This window comes from Curtobacterium sp. VKM Ac-2884 (assembly GCF_015350945.1).
Classification (GTDB): domain Bacteria; phylum Actinomycetota; class Actinomycetes; order Actinomycetales; family Microbacteriaceae; genus Curtobacterium.
On sequence record NZ_JADKSA010000004.1, the window covers coordinates 184,522 to 199,192 of the forward strand.

The window sequence follows — 14,671 nt, forward strand, 5'->3', positions numbered from 1 at the left end:
CAGGCACCTCATCACGGACTCGGTGCCGCACACACGCACGGAAGGCGCAGCCATGACCAAACCCATGCCCGAGAAGCCCAGCGTCGACGGACTCGAGCAGGTCTGGGGGCCGGTCTGGGAGCAGGACGGCACCTACCGCTTCGACCGTGACGCCGCCGGCCACCGCGACGCCGTCTACTCGATCGACACCCCGCCGCCGACCGCCTCCGGGTCGCTGCACATCGGGCACGTCTTCTCGTACACGCACACCGACCTCAAGGCGCGGTTCGAGCGCATGCGGGGCAAGCACGTCTTCTACCCGATGGGCTGGGACGACAACGGCCTGCCGACCGAGCGCCGCGTGCAGAACTACTACGGCGTCCGCTGCGACCCGACGCTCCCCTACGACCCCGACTTCACGCCGCCGTTCGAGGGCGGCGACGGCAAGTCGTCGAAGGCCGCCGACCAGCTGCCGATCTCGCGCCGCAACTTCATCGCGCTGTGCGACCAGCTCACGGTGCAGGACGAGCAGCAGTTCGAGGAGCTCTTCCGCACCCTCGGGCTGTCGGTGGACTGGACGCAGTCGTACCGCACCATCGACGACACCTCGCGGGCGAGCGCGCAGCGTGCCTTCCTCCGCAACCTCGAGCGCGGCGAGGCCTACCAGGCCGACGCCCCGACCCTGTGGGACGTCACGTTCCGCACCGCGGTCGCGCAGGCCGAGCTCGAGGACAAGGAGATGCCCGGCGCGTACCACGGCATCGCCTTCCACCGCGCCGACGGTGGCGACGACGTCGTGATCCAGACGACCCGTCCCGAGCTGCTGCCGGCCTGCGTCGCCCTCGTCGCACACCCGGACGACGAGCGGTTCCAGGACCTGTTCGGCACCACGGTCCGCTCCCCCCTGTTCGACGTCGAGGTCCCGGTGCTCGCGCACCACCTGGCGCAGAAGGACAAGGGCGCCGGCATCGCGATGGTCTGCACCTTCGGCGACACCACCGACGTCGTGTGGTGGCGCGAGCTGCAGCTGCCGAACCGCGCGATCCTCGGCTTCGACGGCCGTGTCCGTTCCGACGAGCCCGCGTGGATCGAGTCGGCGACGGGCAAGGCGCTCTACGCCGAGATGGCCGGCAAGACCGTGTTCTCGGCGAAGAAGGTCGTCGTGGACGCCCTGACCGAGTCCGGCGAGCTCGTCGGCGACGTCAAGACGATCAACCACCCGGTGAAGTTCTTCGAGAAGGGCGACAAGCCCCTCGAGATCGTCTCGACCCGCCAGTGGTACATCGTCAACGGTGCCCGCGACGACGCCCTGAAGACGACGCTCCGCGCCCGCGGCGAGGAGATCGCGTTCCACCCCGACTTCATGCGCGTCCGCTACGACAACTGGGTGGGTGGCCTGTCCGGCGACTGGCTCATCTCGCGCCAGCGGTTCTTCGGTGTGCCGATCCCGGTCTGGTACCCGCTCGACGCCGACGGCAACCCGGTGTTCGACCAGCCGATCGTCCCGACCGAGGCGCAGCTGCCCGTCGACCCGTCGTCCGACCCGGCACCCGGCTACTCCGAGGACCAGCGCGGCGTGGCCGGCGGGTTCCAGGGCGAGCTCGACGTGATGGACACCTGGGCCACCTCGTCGCTCACCCCGCAGCTCGCGGGCAAGTGGGAGACCGACCCGGCGCTGTACGACCTGGTGTACCCGTACGACGTCCGCCCGCAGGCGCAGGACATCATCCGCACGTGGCTCTTCACGACGGTGCTCCGCAGCCAGCTCGAAGCGGACACCGTGCCGTGGAAGCACGCGAGCATCTCCGGCTTCATCGTCGACCCCGACCGCAAGAAGATGTCGAAGTCGAAGGGCAACGTCGTCACGCCGCTGTCGATCCTCGAGCAGCACGGTGCCGACGCGGTCCGCTACTGGGCGGCCTCGTCGAAGCTCGGCACCGACGCGGCGTTCGACCCGCAGAACCCGAAGCAGATCAAGGTCGGTCGCCGTCTGGCGATCAAGGTCCTGAACGCCGCCAAGTTCGTCTACGGCTTCCCGCTTCCAGAGGGCGCCACGAGCGTGACCGAGGCACTCGACGTCGACATGCTCGCCGAGCTCGGTGCGGTCGTCGAGCAGGCCACCGCCGCGTTCGACGGCTTCGACCACGCCCGCGCGCTCGAGATCACGGAGCGGTTCTTCTGGACCTTCTGCGACGACTACCTCGAGCTCGTGAAGGAACGTGCCTACGGCACGGCGGCCGACGCGACGCACGAGACCCAGGCGAGCGCGGTCCTGGCGCTGCGCGGCGCGATCGACGTGCTGCTCCGACTGCTGGCGCCGTTCCTCCCGTACGCGACGGAAGAGGTGTGGGCCTGGACCCACGAGACCAGCGTGCACCGGGCCTCCTGGCCGACCGCTGCCGACCTGCCCACCGACGCGGCCCCCACCGGGCTGCTCGCGGCCGTCGGGCAGGCGCTCATCGGGATCCGCGGGGCGAAGACGTCGGCGAAGGCGTCCCAGAAGACGCCCGTCACGCGTGCCGTCGTCGCGGCACCGGCCGAGACGCGGGCGCTCATCGAGCGCGCAGCGGTCGACCTGGCGGCCGTCGGCCGCATCGAGAACCTGTCGTTCGTCGACGGCGACGAGCTCGCCGTCACCGAGATCGAGCTGGCGGAACAGCAGGCGTAACGTCGGTCGTCCGGGCCGGTCGCGTCGGCGACCCGGCCCGTCCACCACCGGACAGGAGGCACGGATGCAGTTGGGCACACGATGGAGCGTGGGTGGGGAGCCGCCTGCGCGACTGCCCGAGGCGATGGTCGTCGCCGTGCGCGGGGTCGAGGACGAACTGGCGGCCGAGTCGGTCGACACCGGTGCGTGGGGCTGGACCCTCACGTTCTTGGAGGGCAAGCCGATCGTCGAGCTCGACGACGGCACCTCGATCCACCTCGACGATGCCGGGCACGCGCAGGTCACGAACCCCGACGACGCCGCGGAAGAGGACTGACGCGGGGCGAGGTTGCTTGGTGAGCAGAAATGGTCGGGTCCCCGGTGGGAACCCGACCATTTCTGCTCACGATGCGAGCGCCTACTCGGCGAGCCAGGTGAGCAGGACCTCGTTCACCTCGGCGGTGTGCGTGGTGAGCAGACCGTGCGGGGCACCCTCGATCTCGACGTACTTCGCGGCCGGCAGCGCCTTGGTGAAGCGGCGACCGGTGGCGTCGATCGGCAGGATGTTGTCCGCCGTGCCGTGCACGATGAGCGCCGGGACGGTCACCTTCGGGATGTCCTGACGGAAGTCGGTCGGCCAGGTCAGCGGTGCTGCGGCGGACGCGATCGCACCCGAGCCGGCGGCGATGTTCCAGGCGTTGCGGACGGCCTCTTCCGAGATGCGCGAGCCGAGGTTCTCCGACAGGTTGAAGAAGTCCTGGTAGAAGTTCGTGAAGTACGCGTACCGGTCCTTCTCGACGTCGGCGGCGATGCCCTCGAAGAACGACATCGGGCCGGCGCCGTCGGGGTTGTCGTCGGTGATGGCCAGGAAGGGCTCGAGCGAGGCGAGGAACGCGACCTTGGCGATCCGGTCCTGTCCGTGGCGGCCGATGTAGCGGGCGATCTCGCCGGTGCCCATCGAGAAGCCGACCAGGATCACGTCACGCAGGTCGAGGGTCTCGAGGACGGTGTGCAGGTCGTCGGCGAAGGTGTCGTAGTCGTAGCCGGTGCTCGGCTGCGAGGACTGCCCGAAGCCGCGGCGGTCGTACGTGATCACGCGGTAGCCGGCCTCGAGCAGGGCCGGGGTCTGGCCCTCCCACGAGTTGCCGTCGAGGGGGAAGCCGTGGATCAGCACGATCGGCTGTCCGGTTCCCTTGTCCTCGTAGTGGAGTTCGATGTCGACGCTGTTCTCGGTTCCGACGGTGATGGCACCCATGATCGTTTCCTTCCCTGAGCCTCGCGGAGAACGTCCGTTCTCCGTCGATGTGCCTTACACTAGAGAACGATCGTTCCCGGCGCAACTCGGGAACGGTGAACACGCAGCGAACGGGGTACGTCATGGCAACCAGCACCATCAGCACGGTCGACGCCGACGTCCGCGCACACATCGTGGACGTCGCCGACCAGCTGTTCTACGCGCGCGGCATCCAGACCGTCGGCATGGACGAGATCCGCACCGGCGCAGGCGTCTCCCTGAAGAAGCTCTACGCGGCGTTCCCCGGCAAGGAGCAGCTCATCGCGGCCGTCCTGTCCGGGCGGCACGACCTGTGGGAGCGCGGCGTGCACGGCGCGGTCGAGGCGGCCACGACCCCGCGCGACAAGCTGCTCGCCGTGTACGACTTCCTCGAGTCGTGGTTCGGCGACGACACGTTCCGCGGCTGCGGGTTCATCAACGCCTTCGGGGAGCTCGGTGCGACCTCGCCCGCGGTCGCCGAGATCGCCCGCGACCACAAGGACTCGTTCCAACGGTTCGTGCAGGAGCTCACCGCCGAGGTCGTCACCGATCCCGACCGTGCCGAGGAACTGGCCGCACAGCTCGCCCTGCTCGCCGAGGGCGCGCAGACGACTGCAGCCATCGCCGGCACCACGGAGCCTGCAGCGCACGCCCGCCGTGCCGCGTCGACGCTGATCGACGCCGCGACGGGGCCGTCTCGCTGACCTGGTCGTCCCGGGCGTACCTGGTCGATCCGGGTGTAGCTGGTCGATTCTTCCGACCAGGTACGCCCGATTCCGCTTTCCAGTTCGGTCGCGATGGGAAGGAACGCACCCACAGGGCGGACGGGAGGCGCGGGGCGGGGCCGCCACGGGCCTCCCGTGAATAGGGTGGGGAGATGGCAACCCCGTTCGACGTCCCGAGCACCCTCCCCTACGCCCTGCCGCCCTTCGGCGACGTGCGACTCGAGCACTACCGACCGGCCTTCGAGGCCGGCATGGCCGAGCAGCGCGCCGAGGTCGAGGCCATCGCCACCGATCCGCACGCCCCGACAGTCGAGAACACCCTCATCGCCCTCGAGCGCTCCGGGCAGCTGCTGACCCGCGTCAGCCACGTGTTCTTCACGCTGTCGTCGGCGGACTCGACGCCGGAGCTGCACGACCTCGAGGCCGAGGTCTCGCCGCTCCTCGCCGCCCACCGCGACGCGATCACGCTGGACTCCCGGCTCTACGCCCGCGTGCAGTCCGTGCTCGACGGCGCCGCAGCAGCCGGGCTCGAGGGCGAAGCGCTCCGCCTGGTCGAGCGCACCCACGCCGAGATGACCCTGGCGGGCGCCGGGCTCGACGACGCGGGCAAGGAGCGCCTGACCGCGATCAACCAGGAGCTGTCGACGCTCACGACCACCTTCGAGCGCAACCTGCTCGAGGACACCAACGACTCCGCCGTGCACGTGACCGACGAAGCCGAGCTCGAGGGACTCGACGACGGCGCGAAGTCCGCCGCTGCCGGTTCCGCTGCGGACCGCGGCCTCGAGGGCTGGCTCATCACCCTGCCGCTCTACACCGGCCACCCGTGGCTGCCGTCGCTCGCGAACCGCGACCTGCGCGAGCGGATCATGCGCGCCTCGCTCGCCCGCGGCCGCCGCGGCAACCAGTACGACAACCGCGAGGTCCTGCTGCGCATCGTCCGGCTCCGTGCCGAGCGCGCCGAACTGCTCGGGTTCCCGAACCACGCCGCCGTCGTCACCGCCGATGAGACCGCGAAGACGCCGGAAGCCGTCGACGGGCTCCTGTCGTCGCTCGTCGGCGCTGCGGCACGGAACGCCGACGACGAGCGGGCCGTCCGGTCCCGCACGGTCGGTTTCGACATCGAGTCGTGGGACTGGGCCTACGCCACCGAGATCCTGCGTGGCGAGCAGTTCGCAGCGGACAGCTCGGCACTCCGACCGTACTTCGAGGCCGACCGGGTCCTGCACGACGGTGTCTTCCACGCCGCGGGTGCCCTCTACGGCCTGACCTTCACCGAGCGCCCGGACCTGCACGGCTACAACGACGAGGTCCGTGTCTTCGAGGTCACCGGCGACGACGACGAACCGGTCGGGCTCTACCTGCTCGACCTGTACACGCGCGACGGCAAGCGCGGCGGCGCGTGGATGAACCCCGTGGTCGAGCAGTCCGAGCTGCTCGGCACGCTGCCCGTCGTGGTGAACAACCTCAACGTCGCGAAGCCGGCGCCCGGGTCGCCGACGCTGCTCATCCAGGACGAGGTCGAGACGCTCTTCCACGAGTTCGGCCACGCACTGCACGGCCTGATCGCCCGCACCACCTACCCCCGGTTCTCCGGCACGAACGTCGAGCGCGACTTCGTCGAGTTCCCGAGCCAGGTGAACGAGATGTGGGTGTCGTGGCCGTCGGTCCTGGCGAACTACGCGAAGCACCACGAGACCGGTGCCCCGCTGCCACCGGAGCTCGTCCTGGGCCTGAGCGAGTCCGAGGGCTTCAACGAGGGCTTCGGCACGACCGAGTACCTGGCCGCGGCGCTCCTCGACCAGGCCTGGCACCGGCTCTCCGCAGCAGAGGCCGCCGCGGTGACGTCCGTCGAGGACTTCGAGCGCTCGGCGTTGGAGGCCGCCGGCATCGCGGTCGAGGCCGTGCCCCCGCGGTACTCGTCGACGTACTTCGCGCACACGTTCTCGGGCGGGTACGACGCCGGGTACTACGGCTACATCTGGTCCGAGGTGCTCGACGCCGACACGGTCGAGTGGTTCCGTGACAACGGCGGGCTGGACCGCGCAGCCGGTCGGCGTTTCGCGGAACGACTGCTGGGCGTCGGGGGCTCGAAGGACCCGCTCGAGGCCTACCGCGACTTCCGCGGCCGTGACGCCGAGGTCGGGCCGCTGCTGCGTCGCCGCGGGCTCGAGTAGGGCGCGCGGGGACCGCGCGCTTCCGGGCGTACCGCGTCAAAACGGGCATACCTGGTCGGAACTTCCGACCAGGTACGCCCGATCTCACCTTCCATCGCAGCCGTCATGGGAAGAACCAGACGTCGACCCGCCGCGCCGACCGCCCCACCACGACGAAGCCCCGCACCGATCCGGTGCGGGGCTTCGGAGCGAGCGGAGCGCTACGCCGACTTCTCGACGCGCTTCGCCCGCGGCCGGGGCACGATGGTCGGCGCCGCGTTCTCGAGCACGGACTCGCGGGTGATCACCACGCGGGCGACGTCGTCGTCGGACGGGACGTCGAACATCACCGGGCCGAGGACCTCTTCGAGGATGGCGCGCAGGCCACGGGCACCGGTCTGGCGCAGCACGGCCAGGTCGGCGATCGCCTCGAGCGCACCCTGGTCGAACTCGAGCTCGACGCCGTCGATCTGGAACATCCGCTGGTACTGCTTGATCAGCGCGTTCTTGGGCTCGGTCAGGATCTGCATGAGGGCGGCCTGGTCGAGCTGCGACACCGTGGTGACGACGGGCAGACGACCGATGAACTCGGGGATCAGGCCGAACTTGTGCAGGTCTTCCGGCAGGACCTCGGAGTACAGGTCCTGGTGGTCGGTCGCACTGTGCAGTGGCGCCCCGAAGCCGATCCCCCGCTTGCCGACGCGCGAGGACACGATGTCCTCGAGTCCGGCGAACGCACCGGCCACGATGAACAGGACGTTCGTCGTGTCGATCTGGATGAACTCCTGGTGCGGGTGCTTGCGACCACCCTGCGGCGGGACCGACGCGACCGTGCCCTCGAGGATCTTGAGCAGTGCCTGCTGCACGCCTTCGCCGGAGACGTCGCGCGTGATCGAGGGGTTCTCGGCCTTGCGGGCGATCTTGTCGACCTCGTCGATGTAGATGATGCCGGTCTCGGCGCGCTTGACGTCGTAGTCGGCGGCCTGGATCAGCTTGAGCAGGATGTTCTCGACGTCTTCGCCGACGTAGCCCGCCTCGGTCAGGGCGGTGGCGTCGGCGACGGCGAACGGCACGTTGAGGCGCTTCGCCAGGGTCTGCGCCAGGTAGGTCTTGCCGCAGCCGGTCGGGCCGATGAGCAGGATGTTCGACTTCGCGATCTCGATGTCGTCGCGGTCTTCAGCAGCGGTGATCTGCCCCTGCGCACGGATGCGCTTGTAGTGGTTGTAGACGGCCACGGCGAGGGCGCGCTTCGCCGGGTCCTGCCCGATGACGTACTCCTGCAGGAAGTCGAAGATCTCGCGCGGCTTCGGCAGTTCGAAGTCACCGCTCGAGGTGTCCTCGCCGGCTTCTGCCAGACGCTCCTCGATGATCTCGTTGCACAGCTCGACGCACTCGTCACAGATGTAGACACCCGGACCGGCGATCAACTGCTGGACCTGCTTCTGGCTCTTGCCGCAGAAGGAGCACTTGAGGAGGTCCCCGCTCTCTCCGATGCGTGCCATTGCCGTGCCTCCCTGGTTGGACGTGCCGGCCCGCGCACTCGCACCGGCCGCTGGTGCACCGCTGCTGGTGGGCACCTCGTCGTGGACACGAGCCTAACCGCAACCGGTGACACCGACCGTGCGGCGCCGCGGGATTTCGCGCGCGCGTTCGCCCAGGGCGTTCGGGCCTGCTACCGTGATCCAGTCTTCTCTACAAGTTGTAGAAACACCGTCCCGACCATCGAAGGATCCCCATGCAGAAGCGTCTCGCCGCCGGCGGCGCCGTCACCCTCGGCGCCGTGGCCGTCATCGTCCTCGGCACCGCCGGCGCAGCCAGCGCGCACGTGTCCGCGACGGCCACCTCGACCGCCGCGAACTCGTACACCACGGCGACCTTCTCGGTCCCGCACGGCTGCGACGGCTCCCCCACCACGAAGATCGAGTTCCAGGTGCCGGAGTCCGTCATCGAGGTCACCCCCACCGTGAACCCGAACTGGAAGATCACGAAGGCGACCGAGCCGTACACGAGCCCCTCCGCCGCGGCCGACGGAGAGCACGCCGAGGACGCCGCCGAGCGCGTCACGAGCATCACCTACACCGCGAAGACCCCGCTCCCCGCCGACGAGCGCGACACCTTCGCCCTCTCCTTCTCGCTGCCGGACGGCAAGGCCGGCGACCTCGTCGAGTTCCCCGCGATCCAGACCTGCGAGAAGGGCTCGGTCGAGTGGAACCAGGAGCAGCAGGCCGGCGAGGCCGAGCCCGAGCACCCGGCCCCCTCGATCACGCTGACCGCGGCCGAGGCCACGGACGACGACGGTGACCCGGTCGCCACCACCCCGACCGCCGAGGCCGCAGCCGGCTCGACGGCCCCCGCGGACCCCGACCTGGTCGGCCGCTTCCTCGGCCTGGGCGGTCTGGTGCTCGGCGCCGTCGCCCTGGTCGTCGCCGTCGCCGGCACGCGTCGTCGGAGCTCCGCCAAGTGACGCAGCGCGGCTCGCGTCGGGCTCGACTGCGGTCCTCTGCCTGGAGGCTCGTGGCCGGGTCCGCCGCGGCCGTCGCGATCGCAGGCGGTGCGGTCCTCGGGCTCGCGGGTCCCGCCAGCGCGCACAACTACCTGATCGCGTCCACCCCGGAGGTCGGCGGCACGCTCACCGCGCTGCCGAAGGCGTTCGAGATCACCACGAACGACAAGCTGCTCGACATCGGCGACTCCGGTTCGGGCTTCGCCTTCCGGGTCGTGGGTCCGGACGGGAAGTACTACGAGGACGGCTGCGTCGACATCGACGGCCCCTCGATGACCACGCCCGCCGCACTCGGCGACTCGGGGAAGTACACCGTCGAGTGGCAGATCGTCTCCGCCGACGGCCACACCGTCTCCGACGAGTACGCCTTCACGTGGAAGGCCCCGTCCGGCTTCTCCGCGGCCTCGGGATCGACCACGCCGCCGACCTGCGCCACCGCGGGAGACGACTCCACCGCGGCCGCCACCACCGGCACCGCCTCGGGTGACACCGACTCGGCCACGACCGACGCGCTCTGGATCGGCGCTGGAGGCGTCGTCCTCGTCGCCGCGGTCGTCTCGGTCCTGCTGCTCCTGCGGCGCCGCCCCGCGCCCGAGACGGACGACACCGAGGACTGAGCCGACGGGGCGGACCCGCGCCGTGCCTCCAGGCCGGTGTGCTGGCGAGCCGGCGCACCCAGGTTCCACGACTCGCCGCTCAGGTCCGCCGAGGTTCCACAGCACGACGAAAGGGCGGTCGAGATTCCAAGATCTTGGAACCTCGACCGCCCTTCGTCGGCGCCGAAGCGGCCTGCGGTGCTACTTGACGAGCGCCGGCAGGTTCTTGCGGCTGGTGAGGACCTGGTCGATCAGGCCGTACTCCACGGCTTCCTGCGCGGACATGATCTTGTCGCGCTCGATGTCGTGGTTGATCTCCTCCGGCGTCTTGTTGGAGTGCTTCGACAGCGTCTCCTCGAGCCAGGTGCGCATGCGGAGGATCTCCGCCGCCTGGATCTCGATGTCCGACGCCTGACCGCCACCCTGCTGGACAGCGGGCTGGTGAATGAGCACGCGGGCGTTCGGCAGGGCCAGACGCTTGCCCGGCGTCCCACCGGCGAGGAGCACCGACGCGGCCGAGGCGGCCTGACCGAGGCAGACCGTCTGGATCTGCGGACGGATGTACTGCATCGTGTCGTAGATCGCCGTCATCGCGGTGAACGAGCCACCGGGCGAGTTGATGTACATGACGATGTCGCGGTCGGGGTCCATCGACTCGAGCACGAGCAGCTGGGCCATGACGTCGTCAGCCGACGCGTCGTCGACCTGGACGCCGAGGAACACGATGCGGTCCTCGAAGAGCTTCGCGTACGGGTCCTGGCGCTTGTAGCCGTAGGCCGTGCGCTCCTCGAAGCTCGGCAGGATGTACCGATCGGAGGGAGCCGGGACGTTCTGCGCGCCACCGAGCATTGGGAGATGCATTCTCGTTTCCTTTTCTTCGGTGGGGGTCAGGACTGGGCGTCGGGGTCGGCAGCCGCGGTCGGCGTCGCGCCGTCACCGACGGTGCCACCGCCGCCGACGACCTCGGCCGACGAGGCACGCAGGTGGTCGACGAAGCCGTACTCGAGGGCTTCCTGCGCGCTGAACCAGTTGTCGCGGTCGTTGTCCTTGAGGACCTGCTCGATCGACTTGCCGGTCTGCTCGGCCGTGAGCTCCGCCATGCGCTGCTTCATGTCGAGGATGACCTTGGCCTGCGTCTGGATGTCGGCAGCGGTGCCGCCGAACCCGCCGGACGGCTGGTGCAGGAGGACGCGGGCGTTCGGCGTGATGTAGCGCTTGCCCGGCGTGCCGGAGGACAGCAGGAACTGTCCCATCGACGCGGCCAGGCCGATGCCCACGGTGACGATGTCGTTCGGGACGAACTGCATCGTGTCGTAGATCGCCATGCCGGCGGTGATCGAGCCACCGGGCGAGTTGATGTAGAGGTAGATGTCCTTCTCAGGGTCCTCGGCGGCGAGCAGCAGCAGCTTGGCTGCGATCTCGTTCGAGTTGTCGTCGCGGACCTCGGAGCCGAGCCACACGATCCGGTCTCTCAGAAGGCGGTCAAAAACACTGGGGTTCAGTGTTGCTTCGGCCATGGAAAAGCTCCCGTTCAGTTGTCGCTTGTTGTCGAACTTATCGGTTGCAACGCACCACTTCGCGTGTGTTCGCCGACAGCAATGCGGTGGTGCGGAAAACACGAGACGGGAGGCACGGTGCCAGCTGGCACCGTGCCTCCCGTCCGTCTTGCTGGTGGCGTCGAGTTCGTTACTCGGCGTCCTCAGCGGGGGCCTGCGCGACGCCCGCCGTGAAGGCGGACAGGTCGACTGCGTCGCCGTTGGTGTCCTTGACGGTCACCTTCGACAGGACGGTCGCGACCGCCTTCGAGCGGGCGACCTCGCCGACCATGCCGGGGATCTGGCCGTTCTGGTCGATGACCTTGATGAACTCGGCCGGCTCCATGCCGTACTGCGCAGCAGCCTGGATGAGGTACTGGGTCAGTTCCTCCTGGGAGACCTGGATCTCTTCCTTCTCGGCGATGGAGTCGAGGAGGATCTGCGAGCGGAAGGCCTTCTCGCTGGACTCGGAGACCTCCTTGCGGTGCTCGTCGTCCTCGAGGCGGTTCTCCTGCTCGAGGTGACGGTGCACCTCGTCCTCGATGAGCTGCTCCGAGATCGGGATGTCGACGTCCTCGATGAGCTTCTCGACGAGCTTGTCGCGAGCCGCGGCGCCCTGACCGAAGGTCTTGGACTTCGCGATCTGCTCCTTCAGGTCTGCCTTGAGCTCGTCGATCGTGTCGAACTGGCTGGCGATCTGGGCGAACTCGTCGTCGGCCTCGGGAAGCTCGCGCTCCTTGACGGCGGTGACGGTGACGGCGATCTGGGCGGTCTCGCCCTCGCGGTCACCACCGACGAGCTTCGACTCGAAGTTCGTCGACTCACCGGCGGTCAGGGACTCGAGCGCCTCATCGATGCCCTCGAGCAGGTCGCCGGAGCCGATCTCGTAGGAGACGCCGGTGGCCGAGTCGACCTCGTCGTCGCCGATGCTGGCGGTCAGGTCGATCTGCGCGAAGTCGCCGGTCTTCGCCGGACGGTCGACGGTCACGAGCGTGCCGAAGCGGGTGCGCAGGTTCTGCAGCTCCTCTTCGATCTCGTCGTCCGACACCTCGACGGCGTCGACGGTGAGCTCGTACGCGGAGTAGTCCGGCAGGTCGAACTCGGGGCGGACGTCGACCTCGAAGGTGAGGACGAGGTCGCCCGCGAAGTCGGCGAGGTTCGGCAGCTCGGCGACGTCGGCCTCGGCACGGCCGAGGATGCGCAGCTCCTGCTCTTCGACCGCCTGGCGGTAGAAGTTGTCGATGGCGTCACCGACGGCGTGGTTCAGGACCTCGCCACGGCCGACGCGCTGGTCGACGATCGCCGGCGGGACCTTGCCCTTGCGGAAGCCGGGGATGTTGATCTGCTCGGCGATGTGCTTGTACGCGTGGTCGATGCTCGGCTTGAGATCTTCCGGCGTCACGTTCACGGTGAGCTTGACGCGGGTGTCGCTCACCTTGTCGACGGTGCTGGTGGCCACGGGATGTTCTCCTGTTGGTTGACGTTCGTGTGGTCGATGGTTCTCGAGGACCTGGTCGGGGCGACAGGAGTTGAACCTGCGACCTCCCGCTCCCAAAGCGGGCGCTCTACCAAGCTGAGCTACGCCCCGTTTGACTGGGCCAGGGTGTCCGCGCGCGCCGAAGGGCGCATGCGACGCCGATGAGTCTAGCGGTCCCCCGGTGCGCGGTTCCCGGGAGGGGCGTCACTCGTCCGCCGCGGCACGGCGCAGGCCGTTGCGCCACCGCACGCCGACCACCACCTGGACCCCGAGCGCCGTCACCCCGAGCACGACCCCGACGATGATCCGCCACACGTGCAGCAGGGCGTGCGCGGGCTGCGACTGCGGATCGCCGAACAGCTCCGGGCGCATCGAGAAGACGATCGCGGCGAGGACCACCAGCGCGTACGAGACCACCCGCGACCGCTTGATCCGCCGTGCATCGGCGTCGGTCGGCGGGAGCATCACACGGGGTGGCATGTCGGTACTCGTTCGTCCGCTACGATGGTCGGGCTGCGCCTGGTGCGCAGGCGCGGGGATGTAGCTCAATGGTAGAGCCCCAGTCTTCCAAACTGGCCACGCGGGTTCGATTCCCGTCATCCCCTCTCTTGTGGCTACTGGGAAGTAAGCCCGTCCACGTGACGGACGCTCAGGCAGAACCCCTCCGAAACCCCTCGGTCTCTGTATGCTCTCGCCATGACCGACAGGCCGCAGGACCGACGCCCGGTCGTGCGCTTTCGTCGTAGTGACCTCGTCATCGGACCGAAGTTCTGGTGGGGCTGCGTGGTGGGAGCTGTTCTCATCATTCTCGGTGTCCTGGTCACCCCATCGAACGGATGGGCTGGTGCAGGTATCGGCGTAGCGGGCATCCTTGGTGCGACGCTGGGCACCCTGTTCCAACCGGCCCCGCGAGAACGTGACCTAACGCCCAACGGCACGAGCGCAGTCCGAGGCCTTGTACACATCGCTCAGGACGTTGAGAACACAAAGGTGCTTGTACGGCAGCTGTCGGAGGCTGCTCCCAAGAACGTCCGGCTGACCGTTGGCCTGGCCGACGCCCAGGACCGCCTTGAGGCGGTGCTGGCCGCGATGTACGGGGCGATGGCGGAGTGGGACACCGTAGCGCCAGGCTCGCTGGACGAGGTGAGCCGCTTGCAAGACGAGGGCCGGCGCGCATTCGAGATGCTGGCGAAGGAAGCTGAACGACAAGAAGGAGCACAGCATGAGTGACGGAGTCGTCGAACTCGCTCGCGATCCAGACGGTGAGTCGCGCATTCGCGGCAAGGTCGCCGAAGTTGTGAGTGACCGCGAGGTAATCCTCAACCGAGGCGCTGAACACGGGGTGAGGGCAGGCATGTACTTCGCCATCCTCGATCCCGGTGCCGTTGGCATCACCGACCCAGACACGAACGAGCCGCTTGGCGACATCAAGGTCGTGAAGATCGTCGTGCGCGCCATAGAGGTTGCCCCGAGGATCACCCTCGCTCGCACTTTCCGCACACGCAGGGTCAACGTTGGTGGCACCGGGGCCCTCGGCATGCGAAACATCGTGGCGGCTATGCAGGAGCCTGAGTACGTCGACAAGGTCGAGAAGCTCACTCTCGATAAGAACTCACCCCGGAAGATCGATCCGAAGGATTCTGTCGTGGGCAGAGGAGACCCCTTCGAGTCGGCCGAGCCGGAAGAGGTTGAGGACGTTCGGTCCATCACGGTCTGGGAAGAACCGACCTACTGACAGACAATGTCGGCGGTACCTGACAGTCTCTCAACGAGGCGCCAG

The 14,671-nt window shown here is 68.6% G+C and carries 14 protein-coding genes and 2 tRNA genes; 9 read left to right on the forward strand and 7 right to left on the reverse strand.

Annotation, left to right across the window (positions count from 1 at the left end):
- Nucleotides 1-52 precede the first annotated feature (52 nt).
- On the forward strand, nt 53-2,647 hold the full coding sequence (gene valS, locus ITJ60_RS12390; RefSeq protein WP_228510190.1) for a valine--tRNA ligase: 2,595 nt from the start codon (nt 53-55) through the stop codon (nt 2,645-2,647).
- Nucleotides 2,648-2,711: 64 nt separating this feature from the next.
- Entirely contained in the window at nt 2,712-2,963 is a 252-nt protein-coding gene (locus ITJ60_RS12395) for a hypothetical protein (RefSeq protein WP_123341087.1), read from the forward strand.
- Between the two features lie 81 nt (nt 2,964-3,044).
- Here the strand turns inward: ITJ60_RS12395 and ITJ60_RS12400 are convergent, their stop codons facing one another.
- Nucleotides 3,045-3,881, reverse strand: coding sequence for an alpha/beta fold hydrolase (locus tag ITJ60_RS12400; RefSeq protein WP_123341088.1), 837 nt, complete (start codon nt 3,879-3,881; stop codon nt 3,045-3,047).
- A gap of 122 nt (nt 3,882-4,003) precedes the next feature.
- Here ITJ60_RS12400 and ITJ60_RS12405 point away from each other — a divergent pair, with 122 nt between their 5' ends.
- Together ITJ60_RS12405 and ITJ60_RS12410 are read left to right on the forward strand one after the other, a co-directional pair.
- The gene (locus ITJ60_RS12405; protein WP_228510192.1) at nt 4,004-4,603 is read left to right on the forward strand and encodes a TetR/AcrR family transcriptional regulator; all 600 of its coding nucleotides are present in this window, start codon (nt 4,004-4,006) and stop codon (nt 4,601-4,603) included.
- 173 nt (nt 4,604-4,776) lie between these two features.
- Complete coding sequence (locus ITJ60_RS12410) at nt 4,777-6,801, forward strand: M3 family metallopeptidase (RefSeq protein ID WP_194648138.1); 2,025 nt, start codon at nt 4,777-4,779, stop codon at nt 6,799-6,801.
- 200 nt (nt 6,802-7,001) lie between these two features.
- Here the strand turns inward: ITJ60_RS12410 and clpX are convergent, their stop codons facing one another.
- The gene (gene clpX / locus ITJ60_RS12415) at nt 7,002-8,282 is read right to left on the reverse strand and encodes an ATP-dependent Clp protease ATP-binding subunit ClpX (RefSeq protein WP_111084519.1); all 1,281 of its coding nucleotides are present in this window, start codon (nt 8,280-8,282) and stop codon (nt 7,002-7,004) included.
- 233 nt (nt 8,283-8,515) lie between these two features.
- Here clpX and ITJ60_RS12420 point away from each other — a divergent pair, with 233 nt between their 5' ends.
- Together ITJ60_RS12420 and ITJ60_RS12425 are read left to right on the forward strand one after the other, a co-directional pair.
- Entirely contained in the window at nt 8,516-9,244 is a 729-nt protein-coding gene (locus ITJ60_RS12420) for a YcnI family protein (RefSeq protein ID WP_131878528.1), read from the forward strand.
- Between the two features lie 50 nt (nt 9,245-9,294).
- Nucleotides 9,295-9,900, forward strand: coding sequence for a copper resistance CopC family protein (locus tag ITJ60_RS12425; RefSeq protein WP_194648139.1), 606 nt, complete (start codon nt 9,295-9,297; stop codon nt 9,898-9,900).
- Between the two features lie 180 nt (nt 9,901-10,080).
- Here ITJ60_RS12425 and ITJ60_RS12430 read toward each other — a convergent pair whose 3' ends face one another.
- The 5 genes from ITJ60_RS12430 to ITJ60_RS12450 all read right to left on the reverse strand — a co-directional run bounded on the left by ITJ60_RS12430 (nt 10,081) and on the right by ITJ60_RS12450 (nt 13,371).
- The gene (locus tag ITJ60_RS12430; protein ID WP_111084516.1) at nt 10,081-10,740 is read right to left on the reverse strand and encodes an ATP-dependent Clp protease proteolytic subunit; all 660 of its coding nucleotides are present in this window, start codon (nt 10,738-10,740) and stop codon (nt 10,081-10,083) included.
- 26 nt (nt 10,741-10,766) lie between these two features.
- Complete coding sequence (locus ITJ60_RS12435; protein ID WP_111084515.1) at nt 10,767-11,396, reverse strand: ATP-dependent Clp protease proteolytic subunit; 630 nt, start codon at nt 11,394-11,396, stop codon at nt 10,767-10,769.
- Nucleotides 11,397-11,565: 169 nt separating this feature from the next.
- Nucleotides 11,566-12,873, reverse strand: coding sequence for a trigger factor (tig, locus tag ITJ60_RS12440; protein WP_185003198.1), 1,308 nt, complete (start codon nt 12,871-12,873; stop codon nt 11,566-11,568).
- A gap of 52 nt (nt 12,874-12,925) precedes the next feature.
- Nucleotides 12,926-13,002 (reverse strand) — tRNA-Pro (locus ITJ60_RS12445).
- A 93-nt stretch (nt 13,003-13,095) separates the two neighbouring features.
- The gene (locus tag ITJ60_RS12450; protein ID WP_194648140.1) at nt 13,096-13,371 is read right to left on the reverse strand and encodes a hypothetical protein; all 276 of its coding nucleotides are present in this window, start codon (nt 13,369-13,371) and stop codon (nt 13,096-13,098) included.
- Between the two features lie 54 nt (nt 13,372-13,425).
- Here ITJ60_RS12450 and ITJ60_RS12455 point away from each other — a divergent pair.
- The 3 genes from ITJ60_RS12455 to ITJ60_RS12465 all read left to right on the forward strand — a co-directional run bounded on the left by ITJ60_RS12455 (nt 13,426) and on the right by ITJ60_RS12465 (nt 14,626).
- Nucleotides 13,426-13,496: transfer RNA gene (locus ITJ60_RS12455), tRNA-Gly, on the forward strand.
- A 91-nt stretch (nt 13,497-13,587) separates the two neighbouring features.
- Nucleotides 13,588-14,121 carry a hypothetical protein gene (locus ITJ60_RS12460; RefSeq protein WP_194648141.1) on the forward strand — a complete coding sequence of 178 codons (534 nt, stop codon included), beginning with the start codon at nt 13,588-13,590 and terminating at the stop codon, nt 14,119-14,121.
- Nucleotides 14,114-14,626 carry a hypothetical protein gene (locus tag ITJ60_RS12465; protein ID WP_194648142.1) on the forward strand — a complete coding sequence of 171 codons (513 nt, stop codon included), beginning with the start codon at nt 14,114-14,116 and terminating at the stop codon, nt 14,624-14,626. The genes ITJ60_RS12460 and ITJ60_RS12465 overlap by 8 nt, the downstream gene beginning before the upstream one ends.
- The last annotated feature ends 45 nt before the right edge of the window (nt 14,627-14,671 follow it).

What these genes read in the sequence shown, in the direction of transcription:
- ITJ60_RS12405 (WP_228510192.1), top strand. Translation starts at nt 4,004, where the DNA reads ATGGCAACCAGCACCATCAGCACGGTCGACGCCGACGTCCGCGCACAC.
- ITJ60_RS12435 (WP_111084515.1), bottom strand. Translation starts at nt 11,396, where the DNA reads ATGGCCGAAGCAACACTGAACCCCAGTGTTTTTGACCGCCTTCTGAGA.
- ITJ60_RS12410 (WP_194648138.1), top strand. Translation starts at nt 4,777, where the DNA reads ATGGCAACCCCGTTCGACGTCCCGAGCACCCTCCCCTACGCCCTGCCG.
- ITJ60_RS12460 (WP_194648141.1), top strand. Translation starts at nt 13,588, where the DNA reads ATGACCGACAGGCCGCAGGACCGACGCCCGGTCGTGCGCTTTCGTCGT.
- ITJ60_RS12450 (WP_194648140.1), bottom strand. Translation starts at nt 13,371, where the DNA reads ATGCCACCCCGTGTGATGCTCCCGCCGACCGACGCCGATGCACGGCGG.
- ITJ60_RS12395 (WP_123341087.1), top strand. Translation starts at nt 2,712, where the DNA reads ATGCAGTTGGGCACACGATGGAGCGTGGGTGGGGAGCCGCCTGCGCGA.
- clpX (WP_111084519.1), bottom strand. Translation starts at nt 8,282, where the DNA reads ATGGCACGCATCGGAGAGAGCGGGGACCTCCTCAAGTGCTCCTTCTGC.
- ITJ60_RS12430 (WP_111084516.1), bottom strand. Translation starts at nt 10,740, where the DNA reads ATGCATCTCCCAATGCTCGGTGGCGCGCAGAACGTCCCGGCTCCCTCC.
- ITJ60_RS12465 (WP_194648142.1), top strand. Translation starts at nt 14,114, where the DNA reads ATGAGTGACGGAGTCGTCGAACTCGCTCGCGATCCAGACGGTGAGTCG.
- valS (WP_228510190.1), top strand. Translation starts at nt 53, where the DNA reads ATGACCAAACCCATGCCCGAGAAGCCCAGCGTCGACGGACTCGAGCAG.
- ITJ60_RS12420 (WP_131878528.1), top strand. Translation starts at nt 8,516, where the DNA reads ATGCAGAAGCGTCTCGCCGCCGGCGGCGCCGTCACCCTCGGCGCCGTG.
- ITJ60_RS12400 (WP_123341088.1), bottom strand. Translation starts at nt 3,881, where the DNA reads ATGGGTGCCATCACCGTCGGAACCGAGAACAGCGTCGACATCGAACTC.